General features: G+C 63.3%; 21 protein-coding genes. 9 read left to right on the forward strand and 12 right to left on the reverse strand.

Annotation, left to right across the window (positions count from 1 at the left end):
• The 3 genes from NKJ91_RS27600 to NKJ91_RS27610 form a co-directional block, all read left to right on the forward strand.
• On the forward strand, positions 1-287 hold a 287-nt coding region (locus NKJ91_RS27600; RefSeq protein WP_352458043.1), incomplete at its 5' end, for a hypothetical protein.
• 693 nt (positions 288-980) lie between these two features.
• The gene (locus tag NKJ91_RS27605; RefSeq protein ID WP_352458044.1) at positions 981-2,711 is read left to right on the forward strand and encodes an adenylate/guanylate cyclase domain-containing protein; all 1,731 of its coding nucleotides are present in this window, start codon (positions 981-983) and stop codon (positions 2,709-2,711) included.
• 223 nt (positions 2,712-2,934) lie between these two features.
• A complete protein-coding gene (locus NKJ91_RS27610; RefSeq protein WP_352458045.1) occupies positions 2,935-3,477 on the forward strand; it encodes a dihydrofolate reductase family protein in 543 nt (180 codons plus the stop codon).
• 172 nt (positions 3,478-3,649) lie between these two features.
• On the opposite strand, the gene NKJ91_RS27615 is transcribed toward NKJ91_RS27610, so the two are convergent.
• Positions 3,650-4,555 carry a LysR family transcriptional regulator gene (locus NKJ91_RS27615; protein WP_352458046.1) on the reverse strand — a complete coding sequence of 302 codons (906 nt, stop codon included), beginning with the start codon at positions 4,553-4,555 and terminating at the stop codon, positions 3,650-3,652.
• A gap of 147 nt (positions 4,556-4,702) precedes the next feature.
• Here NKJ91_RS27615 and NKJ91_RS27620 point away from each other — a divergent pair, with 147 nt between their 5' ends.
• On the forward strand, positions 4,703-5,599 hold the full coding sequence (locus NKJ91_RS27620; RefSeq protein WP_352458047.1) for an MBL fold metallo-hydrolase: 897 nt from the start codon (positions 4,703-4,705) through the stop codon (positions 5,597-5,599).
• Positions 5,600-5,688: 89 nt separating this feature from the next.
• Here NKJ91_RS27620 and NKJ91_RS27625 read toward each other — a convergent pair whose 3' ends face one another.
• The 5 genes from NKJ91_RS27625 to NKJ91_RS27645 form a co-directional block, all read right to left on the reverse strand.
• Positions 5,689-6,558 carry a patatin-like phospholipase family protein gene (locus NKJ91_RS27625; protein WP_352458048.1) on the reverse strand — a complete coding sequence of 290 codons (870 nt, stop codon included), beginning with the start codon at positions 6,556-6,558 and terminating at the stop codon, positions 5,689-5,691.
• Positions 6,559-6,828: 270 nt separating this feature from the next.
• Positions 6,829-8,079 (reverse strand): M16 family metallopeptidase, encoded by a 1,251-nt coding sequence (locus NKJ91_RS27630; protein ID WP_352458049.1) that lies wholly within the window; start codon positions 8,077-8,079, stop codon positions 6,829-6,831.
• A gap of 289 nt (positions 8,080-8,368) precedes the next feature.
• On the reverse strand, positions 8,369-9,733 hold the full coding sequence (locus NKJ91_RS27635; protein WP_352458050.1) for a M16 family metallopeptidase: 1,365 nt from the start codon (positions 9,731-9,733) through the stop codon (positions 8,369-8,371).
• 97 nt (positions 9,734-9,830) lie between these two features.
• Positions 9,831-10,385 carry a 16S rRNA (guanine(966)-N(2))-methyltransferase RsmD gene (gene rsmD / locus NKJ91_RS27640; protein WP_352458074.1) on the reverse strand — a complete coding sequence of 185 codons (555 nt, stop codon included), beginning with the start codon at positions 10,383-10,385 and terminating at the stop codon, positions 9,831-9,833.
• Positions 10,366-12,294 (reverse strand): pseudouridine synthase, encoded by a 1,929-nt coding sequence (locus NKJ91_RS27645; RefSeq protein WP_352458051.1) that lies wholly within the window; start codon positions 12,292-12,294, stop codon positions 10,366-10,368. Before NKJ91_RS27645 ends, rsmD begins: the two co-directional genes overlap by 20 nt.
• A 76-nt stretch (positions 12,295-12,370) precedes the next feature.
• Here NKJ91_RS27645 and NKJ91_RS27650 point away from each other — a divergent pair, with 76 nt between their 5' ends.
• Positions 12,371-12,823, forward strand: coding sequence for a nucleoside deaminase (locus tag NKJ91_RS27650; RefSeq protein WP_352458052.1), 453 nt, complete (start codon positions 12,371-12,373; stop codon positions 12,821-12,823).
• 85 nt (positions 12,824-12,908) lie between these two features.
• Here the strand turns inward: NKJ91_RS27650 and NKJ91_RS27655 are convergent, their stop codons facing one another.
• Both NKJ91_RS27655 and ileS read right to left on the reverse strand, forming a co-directional pair.
• A complete protein-coding gene (locus NKJ91_RS27655) occupies positions 12,909-13,589 on the reverse strand; it encodes a hypothetical protein (protein ID WP_352458053.1) in 681 nt (226 codons plus the stop codon).
• A gap of 194 nt (positions 13,590-13,783) precedes the next feature.
• Positions 13,784-16,774 (reverse strand): isoleucine--tRNA ligase, encoded by a 2,991-nt coding sequence (gene ileS, locus NKJ91_RS27660; protein ID WP_352458054.1) that lies wholly within the window; start codon positions 16,772-16,774, stop codon positions 13,784-13,786.
• A 42-nt stretch (positions 16,775-16,816) separates the two neighbouring features.
• Here ileS and NKJ91_RS27665 point away from each other — a divergent pair, with 42 nt between their 5' ends.
• Positions 16,817-17,521 (forward strand): Xre family toxin-antitoxin system antitoxin, encoded by a 705-nt coding sequence (locus tag NKJ91_RS27665; protein WP_352458055.1) that lies wholly within the window; start codon positions 16,817-16,819, stop codon positions 17,519-17,521.
• Between the two features lie 5 nt (positions 17,522-17,526).
• On the forward strand, positions 17,527-17,961 hold the full coding sequence (locus NKJ91_RS27670) for an RES family NAD+ phosphorylase (protein ID WP_023674343.1): 435 nt from the start codon (positions 17,527-17,529) through the stop codon (positions 17,959-17,961).
• 3 nt (positions 17,962-17,964) lie between these two features.
• Here NKJ91_RS27670 and NKJ91_RS27675 read toward each other — a convergent pair whose 3' ends face one another.
• Positions 17,965-18,777: a MipA/OmpV family protein gene (locus tag NKJ91_RS27675; RefSeq protein ID WP_352458056.1), complete on the reverse strand. Its 813-nt coding sequence runs from the start codon at positions 18,775-18,777 to the stop codon at positions 17,965-17,967.
• Positions 18,778-18,975: 198 nt separating this feature from the next.
• Positions 18,976-19,881, reverse strand: a complete 906-nt coding sequence (locus NKJ91_RS27680; protein ID WP_352458075.1) for an alpha/beta hydrolase — start codon at positions 19,879-19,881, stop codon at positions 18,976-18,978.
• 200 nt (positions 19,882-20,081) lie between these two features.
• On the opposite strand from NKJ91_RS27680, the gene NKJ91_RS27685 reads away from it, so the two are divergent.
• Together NKJ91_RS27685 and NKJ91_RS27690 are read left to right on the forward strand one after the other, a co-directional pair.
• Complete coding sequence (locus tag NKJ91_RS27685; protein ID WP_352458057.1) at positions 20,082-20,681, forward strand: DUF2165 family protein; 600 nt, start codon at positions 20,082-20,084, stop codon at positions 20,679-20,681.
• 333 nt (positions 20,682-21,014) lie between these two features.
• Positions 21,015-21,569, forward strand: a complete 555-nt coding sequence (locus tag NKJ91_RS27690; protein ID WP_352458058.1) for an HdeD family acid-resistance protein — start codon at positions 21,015-21,017, stop codon at positions 21,567-21,569.
• 78 nt (positions 21,570-21,647) lie between these two features.
• Here NKJ91_RS27690 and NKJ91_RS27695 read toward each other — a convergent pair whose 3' ends face one another.
• Together NKJ91_RS27695 and NKJ91_RS27700 are read right to left on the reverse strand one after the other, a co-directional pair.
• Positions 21,648-22,631 carry a bifunctional riboflavin kinase/FAD synthetase gene (locus NKJ91_RS27695; RefSeq protein WP_352458059.1) on the reverse strand — a complete coding sequence of 328 codons (984 nt, stop codon included), beginning with the start codon at positions 22,629-22,631 and terminating at the stop codon, positions 21,648-21,650.
• 9 nt (positions 22,632-22,640) lie between these two features.
• Positions 22,641-23,501, reverse strand: a complete 861-nt coding sequence (locus tag NKJ91_RS27700; protein ID WP_352458060.1) for a TIGR01459 family HAD-type hydrolase — start codon at positions 23,499-23,501, stop codon at positions 22,641-22,643.
• Between the last annotated feature and the right edge of the window lie 84 nt (positions 23,502-23,585).

The raw sequence follows: 23,585 nt of genomic DNA on the forward strand, positions 1-23,585 counted from the left end.
CCGTTCTTCATCCTATCGGAGGACAGCCAGCCGGCCAGATGTTCGAACATCGCCGCCACATCTCAGGTGGCCACCGCTTCCGCGATTACTTCATGTTCGTTCTCATCAACGAGAAGCGGCGACAGAAAGTTAGTCTTGCTGTCTTCAACTTCCAGGGAAAGGGGTTCTTCAGTAGAAGAGGCAAGATTCATAAAAATTTCGTGAGGGAATCGTGGTTGCTAAGCTCTTGTCATAGAGAGCTCGCCTACCCGCAGGTTGTCAAGACTAACACCGTGCGTGTCCAATAGGCTGAGCGCAGCACACGGTGACATTCACCTTCGAGAAGAGGTCGGGGTGGGTCGAGCGGCCGTTCTCAAAATCAAGTTGAGGCGGTGATCGACCGCGTCAGGCAGGCGAATGAGGAGCCGCCATTATTGGCGAGATCGACTGCATCATCAAACGGCCCGGCCATCCGGCCGCCGGCATTTGTGTCCGAAATCGGCTAAAACAACAAGCCGCCGCGATATTTTTTTCACGGAGCGGTCGCAAAACGCCCGCGCCATCCGTCCCCCGACCATCAGGAGCCCGCTATACCAAACTCATCGTCACCGAATTCATCAGCGTCGATGGCATCGCCGAGGTCGAGAAGCTGCCGGGCGTGACCTGGAATGATGAAATCAGGACGACGAGCTTGCCGACAGCGGCGCCATGCTTTGGGGCGCACGACCTATGAGATTTTTGCCGGCTCGTGGCCCAAGGAAACCGGAGATTTCGCCGACCGGTTCAACGCGCTGCTGAAATATATCGCCTCGACGAGCTTGACGCCGCGCGGATCCCTCCCGCGATTGATGCGATCAAGTTCGCAGCCACCTGGCGGAAGGCGGAAGGTTCTGATCCGCCCTTTCTTGCTGCTGCGGTAGAAGACGTCTTGATTCAGCCACAAGCCCAAATTGCTGGATTTGGCAGCCCAGGAAGGATAGGCTTGGTTTTTGGTTCAAGCGATGGAACAGAGACTAGCCGCAATTCTGGCTGCCGATATGGCGGGCTACAGTCGGCTAATGGAGGCCGACGAATCCGGCACGCTCGCACGTCTTCGGACCCATCGCATAGAACTGGTCGATCCCGCCATCGCGAAGAACAAGGGCCGGATCATCAAGACCACCGGAGACGGCATGCTCGTTGAGTTCCAGAGCGTGACCGATGCCGTGAAATGCGCCGTGGAAATCCAACAGCGCATGAAACGGCGCAATTCGGATGTGCCGCAAGAACGGCGTATCGAATTCAGGATCGGCATAAATCTCGGCGACATCATTTTCGACGATGAGGATATTTTCGGCGACGGCGTCAATATTGCCTCGCGCATCGAGCAACTCGCCGACGTCGGCGGTATCTGCGTGACCGCAGCGGTGGCGACCCAAATTGCCGACCGTCTCGAAATTGCCATGGAGGACCTGGGCGAGAAGACGTTAAAGAACATCAGCCGCCCGGTTCGCCTCTATCGCGTTGGGTTTGATAGTCCTGCCCTGCCGGAAGTCGAGGCAAAGCGATCCATCTCGAAACCTTCGATAGTGGTGCTGCCATTCACCAACATGAGCGGCGACCCCGAGCAGGAATTTTTCGCGGACGGACTGACCGAGGACATCATCACCGAACTGTCCCGCCACCATGAGCTGTTCGTCATCTCGCGCAATTCCAGCTTCGTCTACAAGAACCGCGCCGTGAATGTGCGCGAGGTGGCCGAGAAACTCACCGTCCAATACCTGGTGGAGGGAAGCGTCCGCAAGATCGGCGACAGGGTGCGCGTGACGGTTCAGCTCATCGACACGGCGAACGACGCTCATATTTGGGCAGACAAGTATGACCGGAAGCTAGACGACATATTCGCGATTCAGGATGAGGTGACCGCGGCGATCGCAGCCACGCTGCCCGGTCGTGTCGAGGCGGCTCAGCGGGACCAGCTCGCGCGGGCGAAACCTGCAAACATGGCCGCGTATGAATGTGTGCTTGCTGCCAAGGTGCTGCATCACCGAAGCACGGTTGCGGATAATGAACGCGCGCAAACCTTGATAGAAAGGGCCGTCACGCTCGACCCCGATTATGCCCATGCCCATGCCTGGCGGGCCTGCATTCTTGGCCAGGCCTGGGTCCATAACTGGTGCGAAGACAGGGATGCGGTCTGGAACAACATCATGGCAGCGCTGGACAGGGCGCTGGCGCTGGACAACAACGATGCCGATGTCCACCGCATTCTCGCGGCAGTGAACGTGAACAACAATGAGCTGACCACTGCGCGCTACCATCAAGAGCGCGCCCTCGCCCTCAATCCCAATTACGACCTCGTGGTGGTGCAGCAAGGCGAATTATTGACGTGGCTCGGGAGGCCGGAAGAGGGAATTGAGTGGATCCGCAAGGCAATGCAATTGAACCCGCACCACCCGGAGAGGTTCTGGAGCCATCTGGGAAAGGCGCATTTCGCCGCGCGCCAGTATGGCGAGGCGATCGAAGCTTTCATGCATCTGTCAACCATGGACTCGGCTCAGCACGCTTTCGCCGCTGGCTGCTACGGCTGGCTCGGCGACGAAATCGCGGCCGCGGCGCATCTAGGCAAGATCAGAACGCTCGATCCCCAATTCGACCTCGATTCATTTATCGCCACCCTGCACTTTGCCCAGGAGTCTGATGTGCAGCACGTCCGCGAAGGACTGCTGAAAGCCGGTATTGCCCACCTGTAGCCAGCCCGTAACTAAACCCAGATCCAATCGGCAAAAAAGACCGGCCCCCGATGCGGACCTTGTGGCATGACCGAACGACGGGCAGGTCGGAGAAGCTTTTCCCACGGTATCGGTCTTTGGAAGCGAACAGGGAAAACCCTCCCCCTGAAAAAGCGCCGCGCTAGTTGACGGCGCATGTCGCATAAGGCCCGCGCCATTCGGCCCTGCCAGAAAGGAACCCGCCATGAGAAAACTCATCATCACCGAATTCATCAGCGTCGATGGCATTGCCGAGGTCGAGAAGCTGCCGAGCGTGGCCTGGAACGATGAGATGCAAAAGTTCAAGGACGACGAGCTTGCCGACAGCGGCGCCATGCTGTTGGGGCGCACGACCTATGAGATCTTTGCCGGCTCGTGGCCCAAGGAGACCGGAGACTTCGCCGACCGGTTCAACGCGCTGCCGAAATATGTCGCCTCGACCAGCTTGCAGGCGCTCGACTGGCAGCCGGCCGAGCTGCTGCAGGGCGCGTTGCCGGACGCGGTCAGAGGGCTGAAGCAAGGCAGCGGCGGCAACATCTATGTGCATGGCAGCCTCAGCGTCGCGCAGGAATTGCTGCGCCACGGCCTGGTCGACCGCATCAGGCTGCTCAGCTACCCCGGTGCCGTCGGCCAGGGCAAGCTGCTGTTCCCGCCCGGCGCGCAATTGCCGCTCGAGCTGATTTCGGCCAGGCAATTCAGCAACGGCGTGGTGGCGCTGGAGTATGCGGCTGGGATGGGCAAGCCGTGATGACAGCCAATCTCCCCCCTTGAGGGGGAGATGCCCGGCTGGGCTGAGGGGGGCGTCTCGCGTAATGCGCCAACCCCTACCGACGCAAGAGGCAGGCCGCGCCCGGTCGAACCGACCCCCTCTGGCCTGCCGGCCATCTCCCCCTCAAGGGGGGAGATCGCAGCTTCGCCCATCAGCGCCCCCGCCCGCCTGCCTCCAGCTTCTGCTCGGCCGCGATCAGCATCTCGACAAACCTCGTCACCTTGGGCGGGCGGAAGCGGGCGGCGGGGTAGACTGTATAGATGCCGCCGGAGGGCAGCCGCCACTCGGGCAGGATCTGCACCAGCCGCCCGGCGGCCAGTTCGTCCCGCACCAAAAAGTCCGGCAGCACCGACAGGCCGGCGCCGGTGCGGACCGCTGCCAGCACTGCCGGCGTTGCGTCGATCGAAATCGTTGCCTGCATGCGCACGGCCTGCTGCTCGTCATCGCCGCGCGAAAATTGCCATAGCAGCGGTTCGCGCAGCGCCATGTTGGCGACGAAGGGCAGCCCGGCGAGGTCTTGCGGTTCGCCGGCGGTGAACCGGCCTGCAAAGCCGGCGCCGCATACCATGAATTGTTGGAAGGTGCCGATGCGCCGGGCCTGCAGGCTGGAATCGGCCAGCCAGCCGACGCGGATGGCCACGTCGATGTGGCCGGAAACCAGGTCGATCGTCTCGTCGCCCAGTGTCAGCTCCACCCGGCAGGCGGGATAGCGCGCGCTGAAGGCGGCGACCACCGGCACCACCGCCGATGTGCCGTAGTCGTTGGACGCGGCGATGCGCAGCGTGCCAGTCGGCTCGGCGGCGGCCTGCGCGAGCTCGTCGAATGCATCCTCGGCCTGCTGCAGGACCTGCAGGCAGCGGGCATGGAACGTTCGGCCGGCCTCGGTCGGATGGACGCGCCGCGTCGTGCGGATCAGCAGCGTCGTTCCGACATCGCGCTCCAGCCGCGCCACCTGCTGGCTGACCACCGCCTTGGTGATGCCCAGCCGCTCGGCGGCCCGCGTGAACGAGCCGGCATCGACCACCGCCGCGAAATAGGCCAGCCGGTTCAGGTTCATGCTTCTCTCATGGCAGAGGCAGTCTCATTGTCAGGCAATGGCATACATTACGTCTATTTTGTCGGCCTTCAATACGCATTCCGCTTTTGCCATCTTGCGGGCATCGAGGCTGCGCGCCGCCGAGTTCCGCATTCCCAGGAGACATCCATGTTCACACGGAGAGCCATCATGAAAACCACCCTCGCCGCCGGCGCTGCCGCGGTCTTTGCTCCCGCCGGGCTTGGCCATGCGGCAGGCGGGCTTTCCTGGAAACATTTCCCCGCCGGGCAAAACGGCTTCTTCCGCGCCCCGGTGCTGGTCTCCGGCGCCGCCGAAGCCGTGCTGATCGATGGCGGTTTCACTTACCCGGACGGCCGGGCCGTGGCCGAGGCGATCAAGGCGACCGGCAAGACGCTCACCACCATCTATGTCAGCCAGTCCGACCCGGACTATTATTTCGGCCTCAAGCCGATCAAGCAGGCGTTCCCGCAGGCACGGGTGATCGCCGCGGCCGAGACGGTGGCCGCCATCAACGGCAATGTCGAAAAGAAGCTCGCCGTCTGGGGGCCGCAGCTCAAGGAGAATGGCCCGCAGGCGCTAGTCGACGTCGTCATCCCCGAAGCATTCGACGGCAAGACGCTCAGCGTCGATGGCGAGACCATCGAGATCGTCGCCGCGGAAGGCCTCGCCAACCGGCGCTATCTCTTCGTGCCGTCGCTGAATGCGGTGTTCGGCGGGGTGATGATCTTTGCCGGCGTGCATGTCTGGACCGCCGACACGCCGACCAGGGAACTGCGCGCCGCCTGGCTCGCCAATCTCGAAAAGATCGCGGCGCGCAAGCCGGCGATTGTCGTGCCCGGGCACATGACGCCTGAGGCGGCAACCGACCTTTCGGGCGTCGAGCACACCAAGACCTATCTCGTCGCGTTCGAGGAAGAATTGGCCAAGGCCAAAGACGCTGCCGCGCTGAAGAGCGCCATGGAAGCCCGCTTCCCCGGCCTCGGCATGGGCGTCGCGCTCGACATCGGCTCCAAGGTTGCCACCGGCGAGATGAAGTGGGGCTGAGATGGCCGCCAATCGCGAGCTGATCCGCGCCACTTACGAAGGATACGCTCATGGTCCAGCGGGCGCTGACGCCGGACGCTTGATTACAGTCATCCGCCGAGACGGTTGGTGCGCTTGATGGCTTCGGCTTTGGCCCGGGCCTCGACCGCCTTCTCGATCTCGCGCTTCAGCTCGTCCTTGATCGCCACCGTCTCGGCCATCAGCGCCTCGACCTTCATGAAATCGAGCACCCGGTATTTCGAAACGGCCGGCCTGATCAATATGTCGGGCCGGCTCTGGTTCAGCTTGCTGGCGATGATCGACTGCATCATCAGCTGCGTGGCGCCGAACATCAGGTCGACGGAGGTCGGAAATTTGCGGCCGGCCTCGGTTGGCGCGCCGACCACGTCGACGGCGATGATGATGTCGGCGTCGAGCTCGATCAGGTCGAACGGCACGGGATTGTAGATGCCGCCGTCGATCAGCAGCCTGCCGTCGCGCATCACCGGACGGAACACCGCCGGGATCGCCGCCGAAGCGGCCAGCGCCGAATGCAGCTCGCCTTCGTCGAACACGGCGAGCTGGTGGCCATAAAAGTCCGTTGCCGTCACCTTCAGCGGTATCTTCAATTCGGCGAAGGTTTCGGGAATGGCGTCGGGCAGGAACGCCTTGAGGATGCGCTCGACATTGAACTGGCTGACCCGCAGGCCGCCCTGCATCGCCTCGGCAAAAGTGCCGGGCCGCGCCCGCCACATGCGCGTCGCCACTTCGGCGCGGCGGCCGAGGATCGAGCGCGTATAGTCGTGGATGTCCTTGCCGGTCATGCCCGAGGCCATGCCGGCGCCCATGATGGCGCCGATCGACGAGCCGGCGATTGCTGCCGGCCTTATGCCCAGCTCGTCCAGCGCCTCGATGACATGGATATGCGCCAGCCCACGCGCCCCGCCGCCGCCAAAGGCGATGCCGAAGCTAGGCGCCATTTTGGGTGCCCCACGTGGCGGAGCTATCGAATTTGGGCAAATGCCCCCTCGCCCGGATTGTCGGCAGTTTGCGGTCGTGGCGCGTCTTTCCTTCTCCCCTTGTGGGAGAAGGTGGATCGGCGCGGAGCGCCGAGACGGTTGAGGGGTGTTGGACGGAGCTCGGTCGATGCCAAGCTGGAGCACCCCTCATCCGTCGCCTTCGGCGACACCTTCTCCCACAAGGGGAGAAGGGGGAGCCAACCGGCGCAGGCCAGTGCGGGAAAAGTGGGCTCATCCCTTGTTGGCCGCGCCGAGCTTCGGCCCGACCACCATGACGGCCGGCTCGGCGGAGAGCAGCTTTTTCGCCACCGCTTTCACCTGGTCCAACGTCACCGCGTTTATCAGGGCGGCGCGGCGCTGCATGTAGTCGATGCCGAGCTTGCCGAGCTGAATCTCGACCAGCGTTGAGGCGATCGCGCCCGAGGAATTCAGATTGTTGATGGCATAGGCGCCGATCATGTATTTCTTGGTCGCCGCCAGCTCGGCTTCGGTCGGCCCCTCCTCGGCCATGCGCTTGACCACGTCGCGCACCACGGCCAGCGTCTCGGCCGCCCTATCGGCGCGGGTCGAGGTGGTGATGGACAGCGCCTCGGAATGCTGGTGGTCGACGAGGTCGGAGCTGACGCTGTAGGCCAGGCCGCGCTTCTCGCGCACCTCGTCGAACAGCCGCGAGGTGAAGGTGCCGCCGCCGAGGATCTCGTTCATCAGCACCGCGGCGAAGAAATCCGGCGCATTCCGCTTCACGCCGGGATAGGCGAGTTGCAGCGAGGCCTGCGGCTGGTCGTAAACGACCTCGAGCTGCTGGCCGAGCCTCAGGTCGATGTCGGGAACGGGCGTAAGCGCCTGCTTTTCCGGCAGGCTGCCGAACACCAGGTCGAGCTTCTGCTTCAGCGTCTCGGCGTCGATGGCGCCGACCACCGCGACATGCAGGCCGTCACGGGCGAAACTTGCCTTGTGGAAGGCGCTGAGATCGGCCGGCGTGATCGTCGCGATGCTTTGCCTGGTGCCCTGGTCGGGCCGCGCATAGGGATGCCTGCCGTAGATCGCGTCCAGCCATTTGCGTTGGGCGAGCGTATCGGGATCGCGCTCGTTGGCGATGATGCCGGACAGGATTTGCGAGCGGATGCGGTCGATCGGCGCCTGGTCGAAGCGCGGCTGGTTGACCGCCACGCGCAACAGGTCGAAGGCGCCGTCGCGCTGCTCGGCCAGCATGCGCATCGAGCCGTAGATGCCGTCGCGCTGCGCATCGAAGCTCATCTCGGCGCCGACATCGTCAAGCTTGATCTGGAAGGCCTCGCTGTCGAGGTTGCCGGCACCTTCGTCGAACAGGCCGCTCATCAGATTGGCAAGCCCTTCCTTGCCGGGCGGATCCTGTGTCGCGCCGCCATCGAAGACGAAGCGGATGGCGACGATCGGCACCGAATAATCCTCCACCAGCCAGGCGGCAATGCCCTTCGACGAGGTCACCTCCTGGATGTTCATGGCGGCGCGAGCGGAAAGCGCCGGCAGGATGACAAAGAGAAGGGAGAGGAACAGGGTTGCTAGAAGAGAGCCGGCGTGCTGGCGCTTCCCTTCTCCCCTTGTGGGAGAAGGTGGATCGGCGCGAAGCGCCGAGACGGTTGAGGGGTGTTGGACGGAGTGCCGTTGGTGCCAAGCTGGAACACCCGTCATCCGACCGAGCTTCGCTCGGCCCCCTTCTCCCACAGGGGGAGAAGGGGAGGAGCCCACGAGGGGAGAAGACAGAGCGGGACCATGCTGGCTCATCATCAAATCAATTCCCAGCTTGGGTTTGCGGCAGAAGATAGCCGGTCGTTGCGTGGTCGAGATTGAGATAGCGGGCAGCGACCGCCTTGACCTGGTCGGCGGTGACCTTGCGGATGCGGTCCGGCCATTGCTGGACGTCCTGCACGTTACCGCCTGTGGCGAGCGTCGAGCCGTAGATGTTGGCCATGTCCTCCTGTTTGTCGCGGGCAAAGATCATCGAGCGCACGAAACGGTCCTTGGATTTTTCCAGCTCGTCGCTGGTGACGCCGTCTTTCGCGATGCGGGCGATCTCGGCGTCGACCGCGGCCTCGATGTCGGCAAGCTTGGCATCGCCGCGCGGCGCGCCGTAGACGGTGAAATTGGTGTCGTCGAGCATGGTGCCCTGGAAGAAGGCGCCGGCCTCGGCGGCGATGCCTTGCCTGACGACAAGCTCCTGGTAGAGCCGGCTGCGGTTGCCGCCGCCGAGGATTTCGGACAGCACGTCGAGCGCTTCGGCTTCGCCGGGCTTTGCCGTGTGATAGGACGGAACCACCCATTGCGTGGTAAAGCTCGGCACGCTGACGCGCCCGTCGGTCAGCGTCACCGTGCGCCTGGTGTTCTGCTCGGGCTCGACGGGGCGGATGCGCGGCGGCAAGTCCGGGCCGCGCGCGATCTTGCCATAGGTCTTTTCGGCCAGCGCCTTGACCGTTTTCGGCTCGACATCGCCGGCCACCACCAGCACGGCGTTATTGGGTGTATAATATTTGTTGTAGAAGGCCATCGCGTCGGTGCGGTTCAGCTTCTCCATCTCCTGCATCCAGCCGATGACCGGAATGCGGTACGGCTGGTTCTGCCACAGCGTGGCGTCGATCTCCTCGTCGAGCACCGCCTGCGGATTGCTATCGATGCGCGAGCGGCGCTCCTCGAGGATGACGTCGCGCTCGGTTTTGATGACGTCGTCGTTGAGGATGAGACTGCGCATGCGGTCGGCCTCGAAGCCCATCATCTCACCGAGCGCCTGAGGCACCACCGTCTCGTGAAAGGCGGTGTAGTCGTAGGAGGTGAAGGCGTTGTCCGAACCGCCGATGGCGGCGACGGCACGGTCGAGCTCGCCCGCCGCATGGTTGCTGGTCGCCTTGAACATCAGATGCTCGAAGAAATGGGCAATGCCGGACTTGCCCGGCGGCTCGTCGGCGCTGCCGATCTTGTACCAGACCATATGGGTGACGATGGGGGCGCGGTGATCGGGGATGACGACGACCTCCATGCCATTGTCGAGCAGGAAATCGGTGACGACGCCATCGTCAGGATTGTTATCCGCCACAGCCGGCGCGGCCATCACCAGAGCCAGTCCCAAGAGCGTTCCGCGCAGCCATTCAGCCTGAAATGTCATAGATGGCTCCGGTTTGTAGTGGGACGATAGGCGGGGTTGCTGGTCGAGGCAAAACGAATTGTTCGTCATTTTGAAGGCGCCATCGTGGAAGCCGAACTCAGGCGGCCTCGATGAACCGGATGACCGTCTCGCCATAGTTGCGCTCGTCGACAACCGAAAAGCCCGACCCTGCCTCGAACGGCGCCGCCGCCGCTTCCTCGACGACGCAGAGCGCGCCGGGGGCGAGCCAGCCACCGGCCTTGGCCGAGCGCAACGCGCGTTCGCCAAGGCCTTTGCCATAGGGCGGATCGGCGAAGACCAGGCCGAATGCGGCGATGGTGCCCGCCTCGCCCAAGCCCGTCGCGTCGCGGCGGAAAATCTTGGTGCGGCCGGTGAGGCCGAAGGCCTCGACATTGGTGCGGATCAGGCCGCGCCCTTCGGCGGATTCCTCGATGAAGACAGCGTAGGAGGCGCCGCGCGACAGCGCTTCGAGGCCGAGCGCGCCGGTGCCGGCGAACAGGTCGAGCACGCGCACGCCGTCCAGTCTTTCGGGAAAGCGATGCGCCAGCACGTTGAAGACCGCCTCACGCGTGCGGTCGGTGGTCGGGCGGATGGCAAAGGTGCGGGGCGTCGCCAGCGGACGCCCGCGAAACTCACCGCCGACGATCCGCATTGCTTCCTTTCGGGCCGCCGCGCGGCCGGTCGCCACCGCCATCCGGGCGCTCTCCGCGCGGTTTGCCGAACGGCTTTGCACCGCCGCCTTGCGGCTTGCCGCCGGGCTTGCCGTAAGACGGCTTGAACGATGCCTTGCGCGCCTTGTTTTCTGCCGCCTTGGCGGCGTCTGCCTCCGCCCTGCCCTTGCCGATCGGCCGTGCGCCCGGCGCCATCCAGACATTGGCCTTGCGCTGGCCCGGCGGCTCGATCGGCCGCTGCTCGCGTTCGGATTTTTTCCCACCGAAGCCGCCACGAGGCTTGTCGCCACGGGGTTTGTCCCCGAAGTCGCTGCGTTCAGGTCTGGGGCCACGCTCGCCAAAGCTCTTTTTTGGCCCAAAGCTCCTGTCAGGGCTTGTCGACAGCTTGCCGAGCGCTTCGTCGCGGCTGCCCTCGCGCCGCTTGCGGTTCTTGATCAGGCCGCCCTCGCCGATCGGCCGGCGTTCGCCGTCGCGGGTGAATTTCGGCCGCTCGGGCTCCTCCTCGCGCTCACGCCTGACCGGCTTGTTGGAAAACGGCTTGGCGATATCGGCATCGAAATTGGCGCCGGACTCTTCGACCAGGCGCTCGCCGAGCTGGTCGCGCAGCACGCGGCCCTTGATCTCCAGCACATGGCCTTCCGGTAAATCGTCGAGCTGGAACGGCCCGTAGGAAATACGGATCAGCCGCGTCACGTCGAGACCGAGCGCGCCCAGGATGTTCCTGACCTCGCGGTTCTTGCCTTCGCGCAGGCCGAGTGTCAGCCAGGCGTTCGAGCCCTGCTCGCGGTCGAGCGTCGCTTCGATGGCGCCGTAAAAGACGCCGTCGACGGCAATGCCTTCGCGCAGGCCGGCAAGCGCGCTTTCCTCGACCTTGCCGTGGACGCGCACGCGGTAGCGTCGCAACCAGCCGGTCGCCGGCAGTTCGAGCACGCGCGACAGGCCGCCATCATTGGTGAGCAGCAGCAGGCCTTCGGTGTTGATGTCGAGCCGGCCGATGGTCATCAGCCGCGGCAGCCCGGGCGGCAGCACGTCGAAGACGGTCTTGCGGCCTTCGGGATCGCGGTTTGTCGTGACCACGCCGGCCGGCTTGTGGAACAGGAACAGCCTGGTGCGCTCGATCGGCGGGATCTCCATGCCGTCGAGATGGATGATGTCGCCGGGCATGACGTTGAAGGCCGGCGAGGACAACACCTTGCCATTGACCTTGACGCGGCCGGCCGCAATCAATTCCTCGGCGTCGCGGCGCGAGGCCAGGCCGGCACGCGCCAGCCGCTTGGCAATGCGTTCGCCGGCTTCTTCCGTCGCCTCGACGCGACGCGGGCGCGGCTTGAAGCCGCCTTCCGATGCCGCCTGTGCCCTTTGTGCCCCTTGCGGTCGATTGCCGCCAAAATCACGCTTGGGACGATCGCCAAAATCACGCTTGGGACGGTCGAAGCGCCTCTCACCGCGCTCGCTTTCGGCAGCTGCTGGCCGGTCGCCGCGCGGTGCGTAAGGCTTGCGCGGACCTTCGCGCTTTTCATAAGGCGTGCCCTCCGGACGCGGCCCTTTGCTGAACGGCTTGTCGCCGCCTTTGAAGTCGCGCTTCGGCCGCTCGCCTTCGGCAGCTGCCGGCCGGTCGCCGCGCGGCGCATAAGGCTTGCGTGGACCCTCGCGCTGTTCATAAGGCTTGCCTTCCGGACGCGGCCCTTTGCTGAACGGCCTGTCGCCGCCTTTGAAGTCGCGCTTCGGCCGTTCGCCTTCGGCCGCCGCCGGCCGGTCGCCGCGCGGAGCGTAAGGTTTTTTGGCGCCGAAGGACGGCTTGCCACCCTTGCCGGGAGCGCCATCGCGACCACGCGGCCCCGCCGGCTTCGGGCCGGCCTTGCGCGGGAATTTCTTGTTTTTGTCGTCCATGTGGCCTTTGCTCGTTTGCGCGGGTAGTACCAGGATCGCGCTCTAGTGGCGAGGAGATAATCGGAATGGAAACCGCGTGAAGCGGCGGGATTTCATGGCGCTGGCGCTTAAAGAAGCCGAAGCCGCCGCCCTGCGTGGCGAAGTGCCGGTTGGCGCGGTCGTCGTCGGCGGCGATACGGTCGTTGCGAGTGCCGGCAACCGCACCCGCGAGTTTGCCGATCCCACCGCCCATGCCGAGATGCTGGCGATCCGCGAGGCCTGCCGCAAGCTTTCCAGCGAGCGGCTCAGCGGCCACGATCTCTATGTGACGCTGGAGCCGTGCGCCATGTGCGCCGGCGCCATCTCCTTCGCCAGGCTGCGCCGGCTTTATTTCGGCGCTGCCGACGAGAAGGGCGGCGCAGTGGTCAACGGCGTTCGCTTCTTCACGTCACCGACCTGCCACCATGTGCCCGACATCTATCCGGGCATGGCCGAGAACGCTGCAGCAGCATTGCTGAAGGACTTTTTTCGCGAGCGACGCGGACCTTGATTTTCTGGTCCGGCAGACGGTCCAAATCCAAGTCAGCCAATCCAGCCAGCCAATCCAGGGCAAGGACGTCTCTGGCGCCGTCAGCCTACCAGGGCAGCCAGTCGAACATGCCGCCGCTCTTACTCTTGGCGGCCGCCTCCCTCTTGAGGCGGCGTTCCTTCTTGTACTCGTCCTCGCCGAGGTCACCCTGCGGCGCGGTGGCGGCGGCAGCGCGGTATTGCACCGGCGGCTCGCTCAGATATCTGCGGGTGGTCGGGTCGCCCTGTTTGCCTTCAGCCCGGCGGCGCATGATTTCCGCGGCGCGGCTCTTGTCCGAATCGGCCGGAGTCCAGGCTGGCGGGTGGCTCGAGCCCGACTGCTTCAGCGCGGCCTTGACCGACGCCGGATCCGTCTGCACGTCATCGATGACCTGCGCCTGGTAGGCCGGATCGTCCTGATGCAGGGTGGCATCGGCGCGCAGGCGGGCACGGCGCTGCTCCGGCGATTCGGGCCATTCGGCGCTCGCCGTCTCGATGCTTTCCTGCGGCGGCGGCAAGACTTCCTTCTGCCCCGGCCCTGGCTTCACCAGCGTGGGGCGCGGCTTGTAGTCGATACTATCCTTGCGCTTGGGTGCGAAGGAAAAAGCCCCGGTGAGGTCGCCGGCAAGCTGCGCGCCCGCGGTCTTGTCGGTCCCGTAAGTGGGCGAGCCCATGCAGCCGGACAAAGCGAGGCCCGATACGACAAGCGGCGCCAGCAGCGCAACGCGCGCGTAAGTTCTCTCGGTCATGCCAAAAAGTCCCACTGTAGACAGCCTCTCGATTGCCGCCGGCCAAAGAAAGGTCCGGTCCCCATCGCCTATGCTCTTCCGACGGAATTCCGGCGACAATTTGTCGTCCGGAGTTTCGCGTGTTTACCTCAACCACTCGTTAAGGGCAACGCGCGAGGGCCGATCGGCCCCCGCCGTGGCATTTGTGCACCGCCTCAAAGACGGCTCAAAGCCTTCAGCTCATGCAGAACAGCGGCGTCACGGGCCGAAACATCCGGGAATTCCGGATCTGAGCCGACATCGGCGGTGTAGCGCCAGGAGCGCGCGCACTTCACCAGGCCACGGTCCTCCGCCTTCTCGACGACCACGGCGACGCCCTTGACGTCGTCGAGGGTAAAGCTGCCCGCCGGCGCATTGCCGTGCATGATAACCAGATCGCTGGTGATCGCCGTCTCGGCCATGTCGACATCGGCGATCGCCGCTTCGAGCACGGCATCGTCGAGGGTGACGACCGGCACCGCTTCCAGCGAAGAGCCGATGACCTTCTGCGCACGGGCGATTTCCAACGCCCCGGTGACGACACGGCGGACCTGCCGCACCTTGCGCCACTTTTCCGCCAGCGCCTCGTTCTTCCAGTCCGCCGGGATCTCCGGGAACTGGTCGAGATGCAGGGAGACCGCATCCGGATGACGGTCGAGCCAAGCCTCTTCCATGGTGAAGGGCAGCATCGGCGCCAGCCATTTCACCAGGCAGTCGAAGAGATGGCGCACCACCTGCACGGAAGCCTTGCGCTTCACGCTGGAAGGCGCTTCGCAGTAAAGCGCGTCCTTGCGGATGTCGAAATAGAAGGCCGACAGCTCGACCACCATGAAGTCGAGCAGCGCGCGGGTGATGCGCTTGAATTCGAACGCGTCGTAGCCCGAGCGTACGACTTCATCGAGTTCAGCGAGCCGGTGCAGCATCAGCCGCTCCAGCTCCGGCATCTTGTCTAGCGGCACCTCCTCACCGTCGTCATGGGCGAGCGTGCCCAGCATCCAGCGGATGGTGTTGCGCAGCTTGCGGTAGGCGTCGATATTGGTCTGCAGCACGTTCTTGCCGAGCCGCTGGTCTTCCCAATAATCGGTCGTCACCACCCACAGCCGCAAGATGTCGGCGCCGGACTGCCTGATGACGTCCTGCGGCACGACGGTGTTGCCGAGCGACTTCGACATTTTCCGCCCCTCCTCATCCATGGTGAAGCCATGGGTGACGACGGTGTCGTAGGGTGCCCTGCCCCTGGTGCCGCAGCTTTCGAGCAGCGAGGAGTGGAACCAGCCGCGATGCTGGTCGGAGCCTTCGAGATAGACGTCGGCCGGCCATTTCAGGTCGGGCCGGTCCTCAAGCGTGAAGGCATGCGTCGAGCCTGAATCGAACCAGACATCGAGGATGTCCATGACCTGCTGCCATTTCGAGGCATCGTGATTGCCGAGGAACCGCTCCTTGGCGCCGGCGGCGAACCAGGCGTCGGCGCCTTCTTTCTCGAAGGCGTCCATGATGCGCTGGTTGACTGCCTCGTCGCGCAGCACATTGCCGTCGGCATCGGCAAAGACGGCGATCGGTACGCCCCAGGCGCGCTGGCGCGACAGCACCCAGTCGGGGCGCTCCTCGATCATGGCGCGGATGCGGTTCTGGCCGGCGGCGGGCACGAAGCGGGTATCGTCGATGGCTTTCAGGGCGCGGCTGCGCAGCGTCGTCCCGTCGCCAAGCTCCTTGTCCATATAGACGAACCATTGCGGCGTGTTGCGGAAGATGATCGGCTTCTTCGAGCGCCAGGAATGCGGATAGGAGTGCTTCAGGCGGCCGCGCGCGAACAGCGCGTTGCGCTTGATCAGCTCGTCGATGACAGCCTGGTTGGCGTTGCCCTTCTTGCCATTGTCGTCGATGACGCGCGCCGCTCCACCCTCGCGGTCCGGGCCGAAGCCCGGCGCGTCCTTGGTGAAGAAGCCGGCATCGTCGACGGTGAAGGGGATCGCGGTGTCGATGCCACGCTGGCGAAGATCAGAGGCAGCATCCATCCAGGCGTCGAAGTCTTCGCGGCCATGTCCCGGCGCGGTGTGGACGAAACCGGTGCCGGCATCGTCGGTGACGTGATCGCCGGCGAGCATCGGCACGGGAAAATCGTAGCCCCCGCCCAGAGCTTTGAGGGGATGCGAAAGCGTAAGGTTTTCAAGCTCTTCGGCGCCAACGCTGCGAAGCCGATTCAGAGTGACCTTGGCCTTCGCGGCAGCGTCGTCCGCAAGCTTCTCGGCAAAGATCAGCTTTTCGCCGGGCTGAGGACCAAAGGCGTTCTCGGTCGCGGTAACCTCGTAGAGACCATAGTTGATGCGCGGCGAGTAATTGACGGCGCGATTGCCGGGGATTGTCCACGGCGTCGTCGTCCAGATGACGACGTTGGCATCAAGCAGATCGAGCGACGTCTGCGTCAGCTTGGGATCCAGGGCTGGCTGCCCATCCTCGATGTTGATGACCTTGCGAGCGAGGCTGACGACCGGAAACTTCGCCCAGATCGTGTCCGACTCATAGTCCTGGTATTCGACCTCCGCCTCGGCCAGCGCGGTGCGCTCGACCACGCTCCACATCACCGGCTTGGAGCCGCGATAGAGCTGGCCGGACATGGCGAATTTCAGCAGCTCGCCGGCGATCCGCGCCTCGGCGTGGAAAGCCATCGTCGTATAGGGATTGTCGAAGTCGCCGATAACGCCGAGGCGCTGGAATTCGGAACCCTGCACCTTGATCCAGTGCGCCGCAAACTCACGGCATTCCTGCCGGAACTCGTTGACCGGCACCTCGTCCTTGTTCTTGCCCTTGGCGCGGTACTGCTCCTCGATCTTCCATTCGATCGGCAGGCCGTGGCAATCCCAACCGGGTACATAGTTCGAGTCATAGCCGCGCATCTGGAATGAGCGGGTGATGACGTCCTTGAGGATCTTGTTCAGCGCATGGCCGATATGGATGTTGCCATTCGCATAGGGCGGGCCGTCGTGCAGCACGTATTTTTCGCGACCGGCTGCGTCTTCGCGCAACTTGCGGTAAAGGTCCATGTCCTGCCAGCGCTTGACCAGCAGCGGTTCCTTTTCCGGCAACCCGGCGCGCATCGGGAAATCCGTCTGCGGCAGGTAGAGCGTTTTGGAATAATCGATCGTCTCGGCGGTCTCGGTATCAGTCATTCGTCTGCCATATGCGTTGCCGGCGGCAAAAGAGCCCGGGCGTTGAACTATCATGATCTGGAAAAAGCGCGAGAGGCCGCGCGCAAGATTCCCGGCGGCTCCGGCGGCGGTCAGGCCGCCCGGAACACCGGGCCTGTAATTCGTATCGCAGTCGCGAGAAGGCGCGAAAAGCTCGTCATGGCTGGGCTTTTAACCGACACAGGCGATGTTGAAAAGCCCGAACTCTCGGCGGTTTCCTGTCGGGGCATCATGGTCGTTAGTTTGTTGTCGTGGTTTTCCTTGCATGATGTGCCACTTGCGCCTATATTTAGGGGCAAGTGGCAGCGGAGCCAGCTCATGTCTAGTCTGCATACCAAGGTTCGCCCAGAAGCCGATCCCGCCGACGCCGCAATTCCCGATACCGCGACGGAACGGTTTCTTGTTCATGTCACCAGGGTCGAAGGGCTCCGTCAACGGGGCTTCAGTAGTGATGAAATCTACAAGATCGTCGGCCCGCGACGGACCCTGGCGCGTCGTAAAGAGCGAAACGAGACTCTGACGATCACCGAATCCGACCGCGTCCAGCGACTTGAGCGGGTTTCAGCGATGGCGGACCGGGTTTTCGGCAGTCATGAAAAGGCGCAGCGTTGGTTGCGCAAGCGCAGCAGAGTGCTCAACGAGATACCGATCAACCTCTTGCAGTCCGAGACGGGTGCCGTCCTGGTGGAAGAAGAGCTCCATCGCATCGATTACGGCATTCTCGCCTAACACATATGCGGCTGTGGCGCATTTCCAGCTACGCCGATCTCTCCGGCGCCGGTGGCATGGTCAGCGCCGGCCGTTGGCATGTCATGGGGACACCGATCGTCTACTGCGCCGATCATCCAGCTACAGCGCTTCTCGAAATTCTGGTGCATGTGGACGCGGAAGACCTGCCCCAGACCTATCAGCTTCTGGAAATCGAAGTGCCGGACGGCGTTACCGTTGCATCTCTGGAATTATCTGATGACTGGAAGCACGATACAGCCACGACGCAGCGGCTCGGCACGGATTTTATCGCCACAGCCAAGCACGCCGTTATGGAAGTCCCCTGTGTGATCGTCCCGTTTACAAGGAACTATCTCTTCAACCCAGATTTGCTGGCGCGCGACGGCATCCACATCGTTGAGGTCACAACGCATCCTATCGATACCCGATTGCTGGGGTAGACATCACATCGAAAAATCGAAGCGATAGGTCGTCGACACGCCGATCATGAACTGATCCCTGGAGCCGCGCTCCTTGACCAGGCTGGAATCGGCGGCCGGGCCCATCAGGCGGGAATATTCGCCGAACAGACTGGCCGTCATCGGCTCGGTCACCTTCCAGGTCACCGCGCCGCCCAGGCCCGCCGACTTCACCCCGCCGCCGGGATGATATTCGCTAAGTCCCGAGGCCAGGGACTCCTTGGCATCAACGCCGTAATAGGCGTCGAAATAGTCCGATGAGGCGAACGAAACGCGCGGTCCGGCCGAAATCCTGACGTCGGACGTCACATCGTAAAAGGCGTCGGCGGCGATGTCGGCGACAAAGCCGTTATGGGCGCGAATGCCGTGCCGCAATTCGGCGCGGGCACGCAGCCAATCCAAAGGATAGAATTCGAAGAAGCCGCCAGCCTCGCCGCCCCAGTGCACCGGGTCGAGACCCTTCAATTCGTCGGCGTCACCACCGTCGCGGGAAAACAGGAACTTGCCTGTCAGGCCGGCGCGGACGCCGCCATCGTCGATCAATGCCAATGAGATATTGTCGTTGCGCGAGGTGAAGCGCGCCGCGGGACCAGCCTTGCCGAGCGAGATGATCGGCGAGGCACTGAGCAGGTACTTCTTGCCGCCCTCGAAATTCGGGGCAACCATGCCGGTGGCGCCGACCGTCAGGTACCAGTCTCCGGACAGCCAGCCGAAGGTGCCCTCGCCGGCCTTGGCAACGCCGCAGGTGCCGAGCATGAATGCGGCCAAGACCGTCGGGATCGTCAGGACAGACCGCATCGTTACTCCATACGTCGAACGCATTGGCCGATACAACCAGCCTTGACTGAAGCCATGGCGCCAGTTCGGTAAAATTTGACTTAATATCCGCAACATCGGCAGCGTTGGCCGGCCTGTTGCGCGTTGCAGTCGATTGTTTGGCGCACCAAGATTCCAGATCAAGTGTTTGGAATACGATAGCAGTTGCCTCGGCAGGGGTTACAAACATTCGCGGACAAACATGCCTGCGCTGTGAAGAGCGCGGCGACCGGCGCTCAACCCCGCATTCCAAACCGGCCAAGCGTGAATCATATGCGGCCAAATTTCGAGACCTACTTTGACGTCAGCCGCGCCAGCGGCTTCGGCGAGCCGAGTTGCGTCCGACAACAGCGTCTCGGCCGAACCGGCTTGTATCAGCATTGGGGGAAATCCGCTCAGATCGGCGAACAAAGGCGAGATCAGCGGATCGCGCCGACCAACGCCATTGGGAACATAGGCCGTTGCCAGTTCCTCCAAATACGCCCGGTGGATGATAGGGTCGATTGCGTCCTTGGTTGATAGTGTCGTGCCGGACATCGAAAGATCCGTCCAAGGCGAAACCAGCCAAAGACATCGCGGCAACGGCTCGCCTGCCGTGCGCAATATACTGACCAGACACAGAGTGAGGTTGCCGCCCGCACTGTCTCCGCCAACCACGATGCGATCCGACGCGATGCCTTGCCGGCTCAGAAAGCGCCATGCGGTGAGTGCGTCTTCATGTTGCGCAGGGAAAGGATGTTCCGGTGCGCGGCGATAGTCGATCGCGAGGGTGCGTATTCCCATTGCCCGACCTGCCTCGGTAACCATTCGACGATGACTTTTAAGGGAGCCGGAGCAGTAGCCACCACCGTGGAAAAAGAGCAGAACCTTATCCCTGTCACTCCCAGGCGCCAGGGACCACTCTCCCTCAAGGCCATCGAAAACCACGCGCTCGCATCGGATGTCCTCCGCGACCGGCCAGACCGAACCGACTTCGTCGAGCCGCGCCCGGCGTTCGTCCCAGCGGACCGTTCGTGGTTTTGACGTCAACAGCCTGCGGACGGCGTTGATCTCTGTCAGATCGAGGTGTTCGTCCACATCGCCCATTTTGCTCCCCCAGTCTTGCCAAGCGCCGAGAAAGGCGAACAGCCAAACGTCATCGACAAGATACCGATTGCCCGCTTGCAAATATAGCGACGAACCAAGCGCCACGATCATCTTGCGATCAGCCAGATCAACATCAACGAGAAATCGCCCGACGTCCGTGCCATATTGGCGGTGCGCTGCCGTGTCAGCCAATTTTCGATTTGCTCGACGGTGCAAGGTTCAAAAGAGGGGGAATTCCGATGCCGGACAATTCGTATGCCGGAACCACTGCCGAGCGGCTTGTCAATCCGCGCAGCGTAGGACGATTGGGGCTGATCGTGATGGCGCTGTTCCCCACCCTGTGGGGTTTTCTCGGTCTGTTGAACGATGCAACCGACTTCAAAGACACTCTGGTGAATGCCGTGAAGCCGATGATCGAAATGACCAACACCTACGGCAACCCATGGCAGCAATGGCGTGCCATCACCATGCCATGGGCTGCCTCTGTGGCACTCCTCGGCATCATGGCCGTCGAGACCCTAGCGGGGATATTCGGACTGATCGGGCTTGTGCTTATGCTGCGCAAGTTGGTTGGCAGCAGCAGCGATTTCGCTCATGGCAAGGCATGGATGATGCTGGGCTGCCTGTGCGCAATCCTGGTGTGGGGCATCGGTTTCACGGTGATCGCCGGCGACTATTTCCTGTCATGGGAGGCCAAGACCATGCCGCTGTCGAACCAACTCGGCGGAACAATCTACTTCTTGCCCAACGCGCTCGGGCTAATCGTCGCGACCCTGCATCGCGAAGGCGGCGATTACTGAGACCTCGACGCAAGGTTGTGACATGCGGATGCGACCGGCGTTGCGGCATTTGGAGGTCGGGCTCTGTATCTAAGCTCGACGTTGCGGCCGCTTTGCGGACAGGAGCTATTCTCCAACTAAACCTCAGCGTGACCACCGGTTTGGCACGAGGCACAAGCCCACGTTTCACGGAAATGAACTCGCAGCGGCTGCTCTTGCCAAAAGCAGACGTCTCGCAGGCGTACCGCCCGAGCATGGGTGTGACCCTCACAGCCTGCTCGCTTTACGAGAGGGCCTATCGGCGTTACCTTCAAAGCCGACAAAAAAGGCCAAGTAGTCTTGAGGGAGAGGGCGATGACACTGCACGGCGACGCCTTGAAAGATGCGATCAGCCAGACGCGGGCGAAATGGGGATGGTTCGTCGCGCTCGGGGTGCTGCTGCTTGTCTTCGGCGGCATTGCCTTCGGCAATCTGTTCATCGCAACCGTCGCCTCGGTCTTTGTCGTGGGCTGGCTGATGCTGATGGCCGGCATTGTCGAGATCATCCATGCCTTCGGCGTGAAGACATGGGGCCGTTTCTTCTATTGGCTGCTCAGCGGCCTCCTCTACGCCGTCGCCGGCTTCTTCGCCTTCGACAATCCCGTCCTCGCCTCGACGGTGCTGACCTTCCTCCTGGCGCTCGCGCTGCTTGCCTCAGGCGTGCTCAGGGCCTGGGTAGGCTACAGCCACCGGCCGCAGCCGGGCTGGGGCTGGGTGGTCGCGGCCGGCGTCATCAGCGCGCTGGCGGGACTGGTCATCGCCATGGGCTGGCCGGTCAACAGCGTGTGGGTGCTGGGCCTGTTCCTGGCCGTCGACCTGATCTTCCAGGGCTGGACCTTCATCGCCCTTGGCTTGGCGCTGAAGAGATAAATTCTGGTTGAGCATGATCTTAATCGGAAAACCGGATCCCACTTTTTGCTGCGCTGACCTTCGGTTCGGGACCATGCTCTAAAAAGCTATGGCCGCGTCCAGCCCGGAAAGCGGCCTGACGCCGGCGAGCAGTGCCTTCGCCTCGGCCTCGTCACGCTTCATCTGGGCGACCAGCGCGTCAAGCCCGTCGAACTTCACCTCCGAGCGCAGGTAGCCGAAGAAGGACACGGCACAAATCTCGCCATAGAGGTCGCCGGAAAAGTCGAAGACGAAGGTCTCCAGCAGCGGCGCGCCATTGTCGTCGACCGTCGGCCGGCGGCCGAAGCTGGCGACGCCATCGCGTAGCGAACCGTCGGCGCGGCGGAAGCGGACGGCATAAATCCCTTCCTTGAGGGTGGCTTCCGGCGAAAGCGTCATGTTTGCGGTCGGAAAGCCGAGTGTCCGGCCGAGCTGCTGGCCGCCGATCACCTCCGCCTCGACGGTGAAACGGTAGCCGAGCAAGCCGGCGGCCTCGGCCACATTGCCCTCGCACAGCAGCGTGCGTATGCGGCTCGACGACACCACCTCGGCGCTTTCGTCGCGAAACGCATCCACCAGCGTGACGCCGAAGCCGTGGCGCTCGCCGGCAGCCATCAGATAGGCCGGACCGCCCTGGCGGTCCTTGCCGAAATGGAAATCGAAGCCGGTGACGGCGTGGCTTATGCCGAGGTTGCGCTCGAGCACGCCGGTGACGAAAGCCTCCGCCGACAAGGAGGCGAACTCGCGTGTGAACGGCTGCTCGACCAGCGCCGCAAAGCCCAGATGCGACAACAGCCGCGCCTTCATCGGCGGCGGCGTCAGCACGAACAACGGCATGTCCGGCCTAAACACCTTTCGCGGATGCGGTACGAAGGTCAGCACCAGGGCGGGTACGCCGCGACGCTCCGCTTCGGCGCGCGCGCGTTCGAGCACCGCCTGGTGGCCGCGGTGGACGCCGTCGAAATTGCCGATAGCCACCACGCCGCCGCGCAGATGGGCCGGCAGCGGTGCGGTTGCGGAAATGCGTTCGAACATGGCCGTCATGGCTTGAACCTATTGCAGCCTGGGAATCACCGCGACCGGCCTGTAGCCATATTTTTCCAGGAAGGCCGCGAGCCTGGCCGGATCCGGCTGCAGCGTCTCACCGTAATCGCGGGCATGGATGCCGCCCGATACGTAGAGCACGTCGAAGCCATTGTCGGCCGCGCCCTTGATGTCGGTCATCATGCCGTCGCCGATGGCCAGAACTTGCGAACGCTCGACCGGGCGGCCGAGAATGACGGCGATCTCCTTCATGGCGACGTCATAGACCGGCGCGTAGGGTTTGCCGGCGATCAGCGTGCGTCCGCCAAGCTGTGCGTATTCGCGGGCCAAAGCGCCTGCGCACCAGATCATGCGTTCGCCGCGCTCGACGACGATGTCGGGATTGGCGCAAATGAAGGGCAGGTTCCTGGCACGCAGCCTCTGCAGCAGATCGGCATAATCTTCCGGCTTCTCCACCTCGTCATCGAACAGGCCGGTGCAGACCACGCCGGATGCTTCGAACTCCTCGACGAGTTCGACGTCGAGGCCCTCATAGAGCGTGAAATCCCGATCGGCGCCTATATGGAAGATCTTTCGCGGCCCTTCGGCGATCAGGTCGCGGGTAACGTCGCCGGACGTCACGACACGGTCGTAGGCGGCGGGAGGAACGCCGATGGCGTTCATCTGTGCCACCACGTCGGCGCTGCGACGCGGCGAATTGGTGATCAGCACGACAGGTATTTTCGCCGCGCGAGCAGCGATCAGCGCGGCAGCCGCCGCCGGGAAATGCCATTCGCCATTGTGCACCACGCCCCAGACATCGCACAGGATGGCTGAATAGACTCCCGACAGGTCTGCGAGCGAACCAATGATGTCGGGCGAATCCGCCATGCCGTTGTCCCTGTACTATGATGCTTGCAAGCGCCGCGACCGACGGTCCGTAGCGGCCGGCCCGGATTAACCGAAGCATTTCGC

Origin of the sequence: Mesorhizobium sp. M0040, assembly GCF_040323505.1 — a bacterium.
Taxonomy (GTDB): domain Bacteria; phylum Pseudomonadota; class Alphaproteobacteria; order Rhizobiales; family Rhizobiaceae; genus Mesorhizobium.

Coding starts and splice junctions, on each gene's coding strand:
- NKJ91_RS27610 (WP_352458045.1), top strand. CDS start 2,935: ATGAGAAAACTCATCATCACCGAATTCATCAGCGTCGATGGCATTGCC.
- NKJ91_RS27630 (WP_352458049.1), bottom strand. CDS start 8,079: ATGAACATCCAGGAGGTGACCTCGTCGAAGGGCATTGCCGCCTGGCTG.
- NKJ91_RS27655 (WP_352458053.1), bottom strand. CDS start 13,589: ATGACCGAGAGAACTTACGCGCGCGTTGCGCTGCTGGCGCCGCTTGTC.
- NKJ91_RS27645 (WP_352458051.1), bottom strand. CDS start 12,294: ATGGACGACAAAAACAAGAAATTCCCGCGCAAGGCCGGCCCGAAGCCG.
- NKJ91_RS27615 (WP_352458046.1), bottom strand. CDS start 4,555: ATGAACCTGAACCGGCTGGCCTATTTCGCGGCGGTGGTCGATGCCGGC.
- NKJ91_RS27695 (WP_352458059.1), bottom strand. CDS start 22,631: ATGACGGCCATGTTCGAACGCATTTCCGCAACCGCACCGCTGCCGGCC.
- NKJ91_RS27675 (WP_352458056.1), bottom strand. CDS start 18,777: ATGCGGTCTGTCCTGACGATCCCGACGGTCTTGGCCGCATTCATGCTC.
- NKJ91_RS27690 (WP_352458058.1), top strand. CDS start 21,015: ATGACACTGCACGGCGACGCCTTGAAAGATGCGATCAGCCAGACGCGG.
- NKJ91_RS27605 (WP_352458044.1), top strand. CDS start 981: ATGGAACAGAGACTAGCCGCAATTCTGGCTGCCGATATGGCGGGCTAC.
- NKJ91_RS27625 (WP_352458048.1), bottom strand. CDS start 6,558: ATGGCGCCTAGCTTCGGCATCGCCTTTGGCGGCGGCGGGGCGCGTGGG.
- rsmD (WP_352458074.1), bottom strand. CDS start 10,385: ATGCGGATCGTCGGCGGTGAGTTTCGCGGGCGTCCGCTGGCGACGCCC.
- NKJ91_RS27635 (WP_352458050.1), bottom strand. CDS start 9,733: ATGACATTTCAGGCTGAATGGCTGCGCGGAACGCTCTTGGGACTGGCT.
- NKJ91_RS27670 (WP_023674343.1), top strand. CDS start 17,527: ATGCGGCTGTGGCGCATTTCCAGCTACGCCGATCTCTCCGGCGCCGGT.
- NKJ91_RS27700 (WP_352458060.1), bottom strand. CDS start 23,501: ATGGCGGATTCGCCCGACATCATTGGTTCGCTCGCAGACCTGTCGGGA.
- ileS (WP_352458054.1), bottom strand. CDS start 16,774: ATGACTGATACCGAGACCGCCGAGACGATCGATTATTCCAAAACGCTC.
- NKJ91_RS27620 (WP_352458047.1), top strand. CDS start 4,703: ATGTTCACACGGAGAGCCATCATGAAAACCACCCTCGCCGCCGGCGCT.
- NKJ91_RS27680 (WP_352458075.1), bottom strand. CDS start 19,881: ATGGGCGATGTGGACGAACACCTCGATCTGACAGAGATCAACGCCGTC.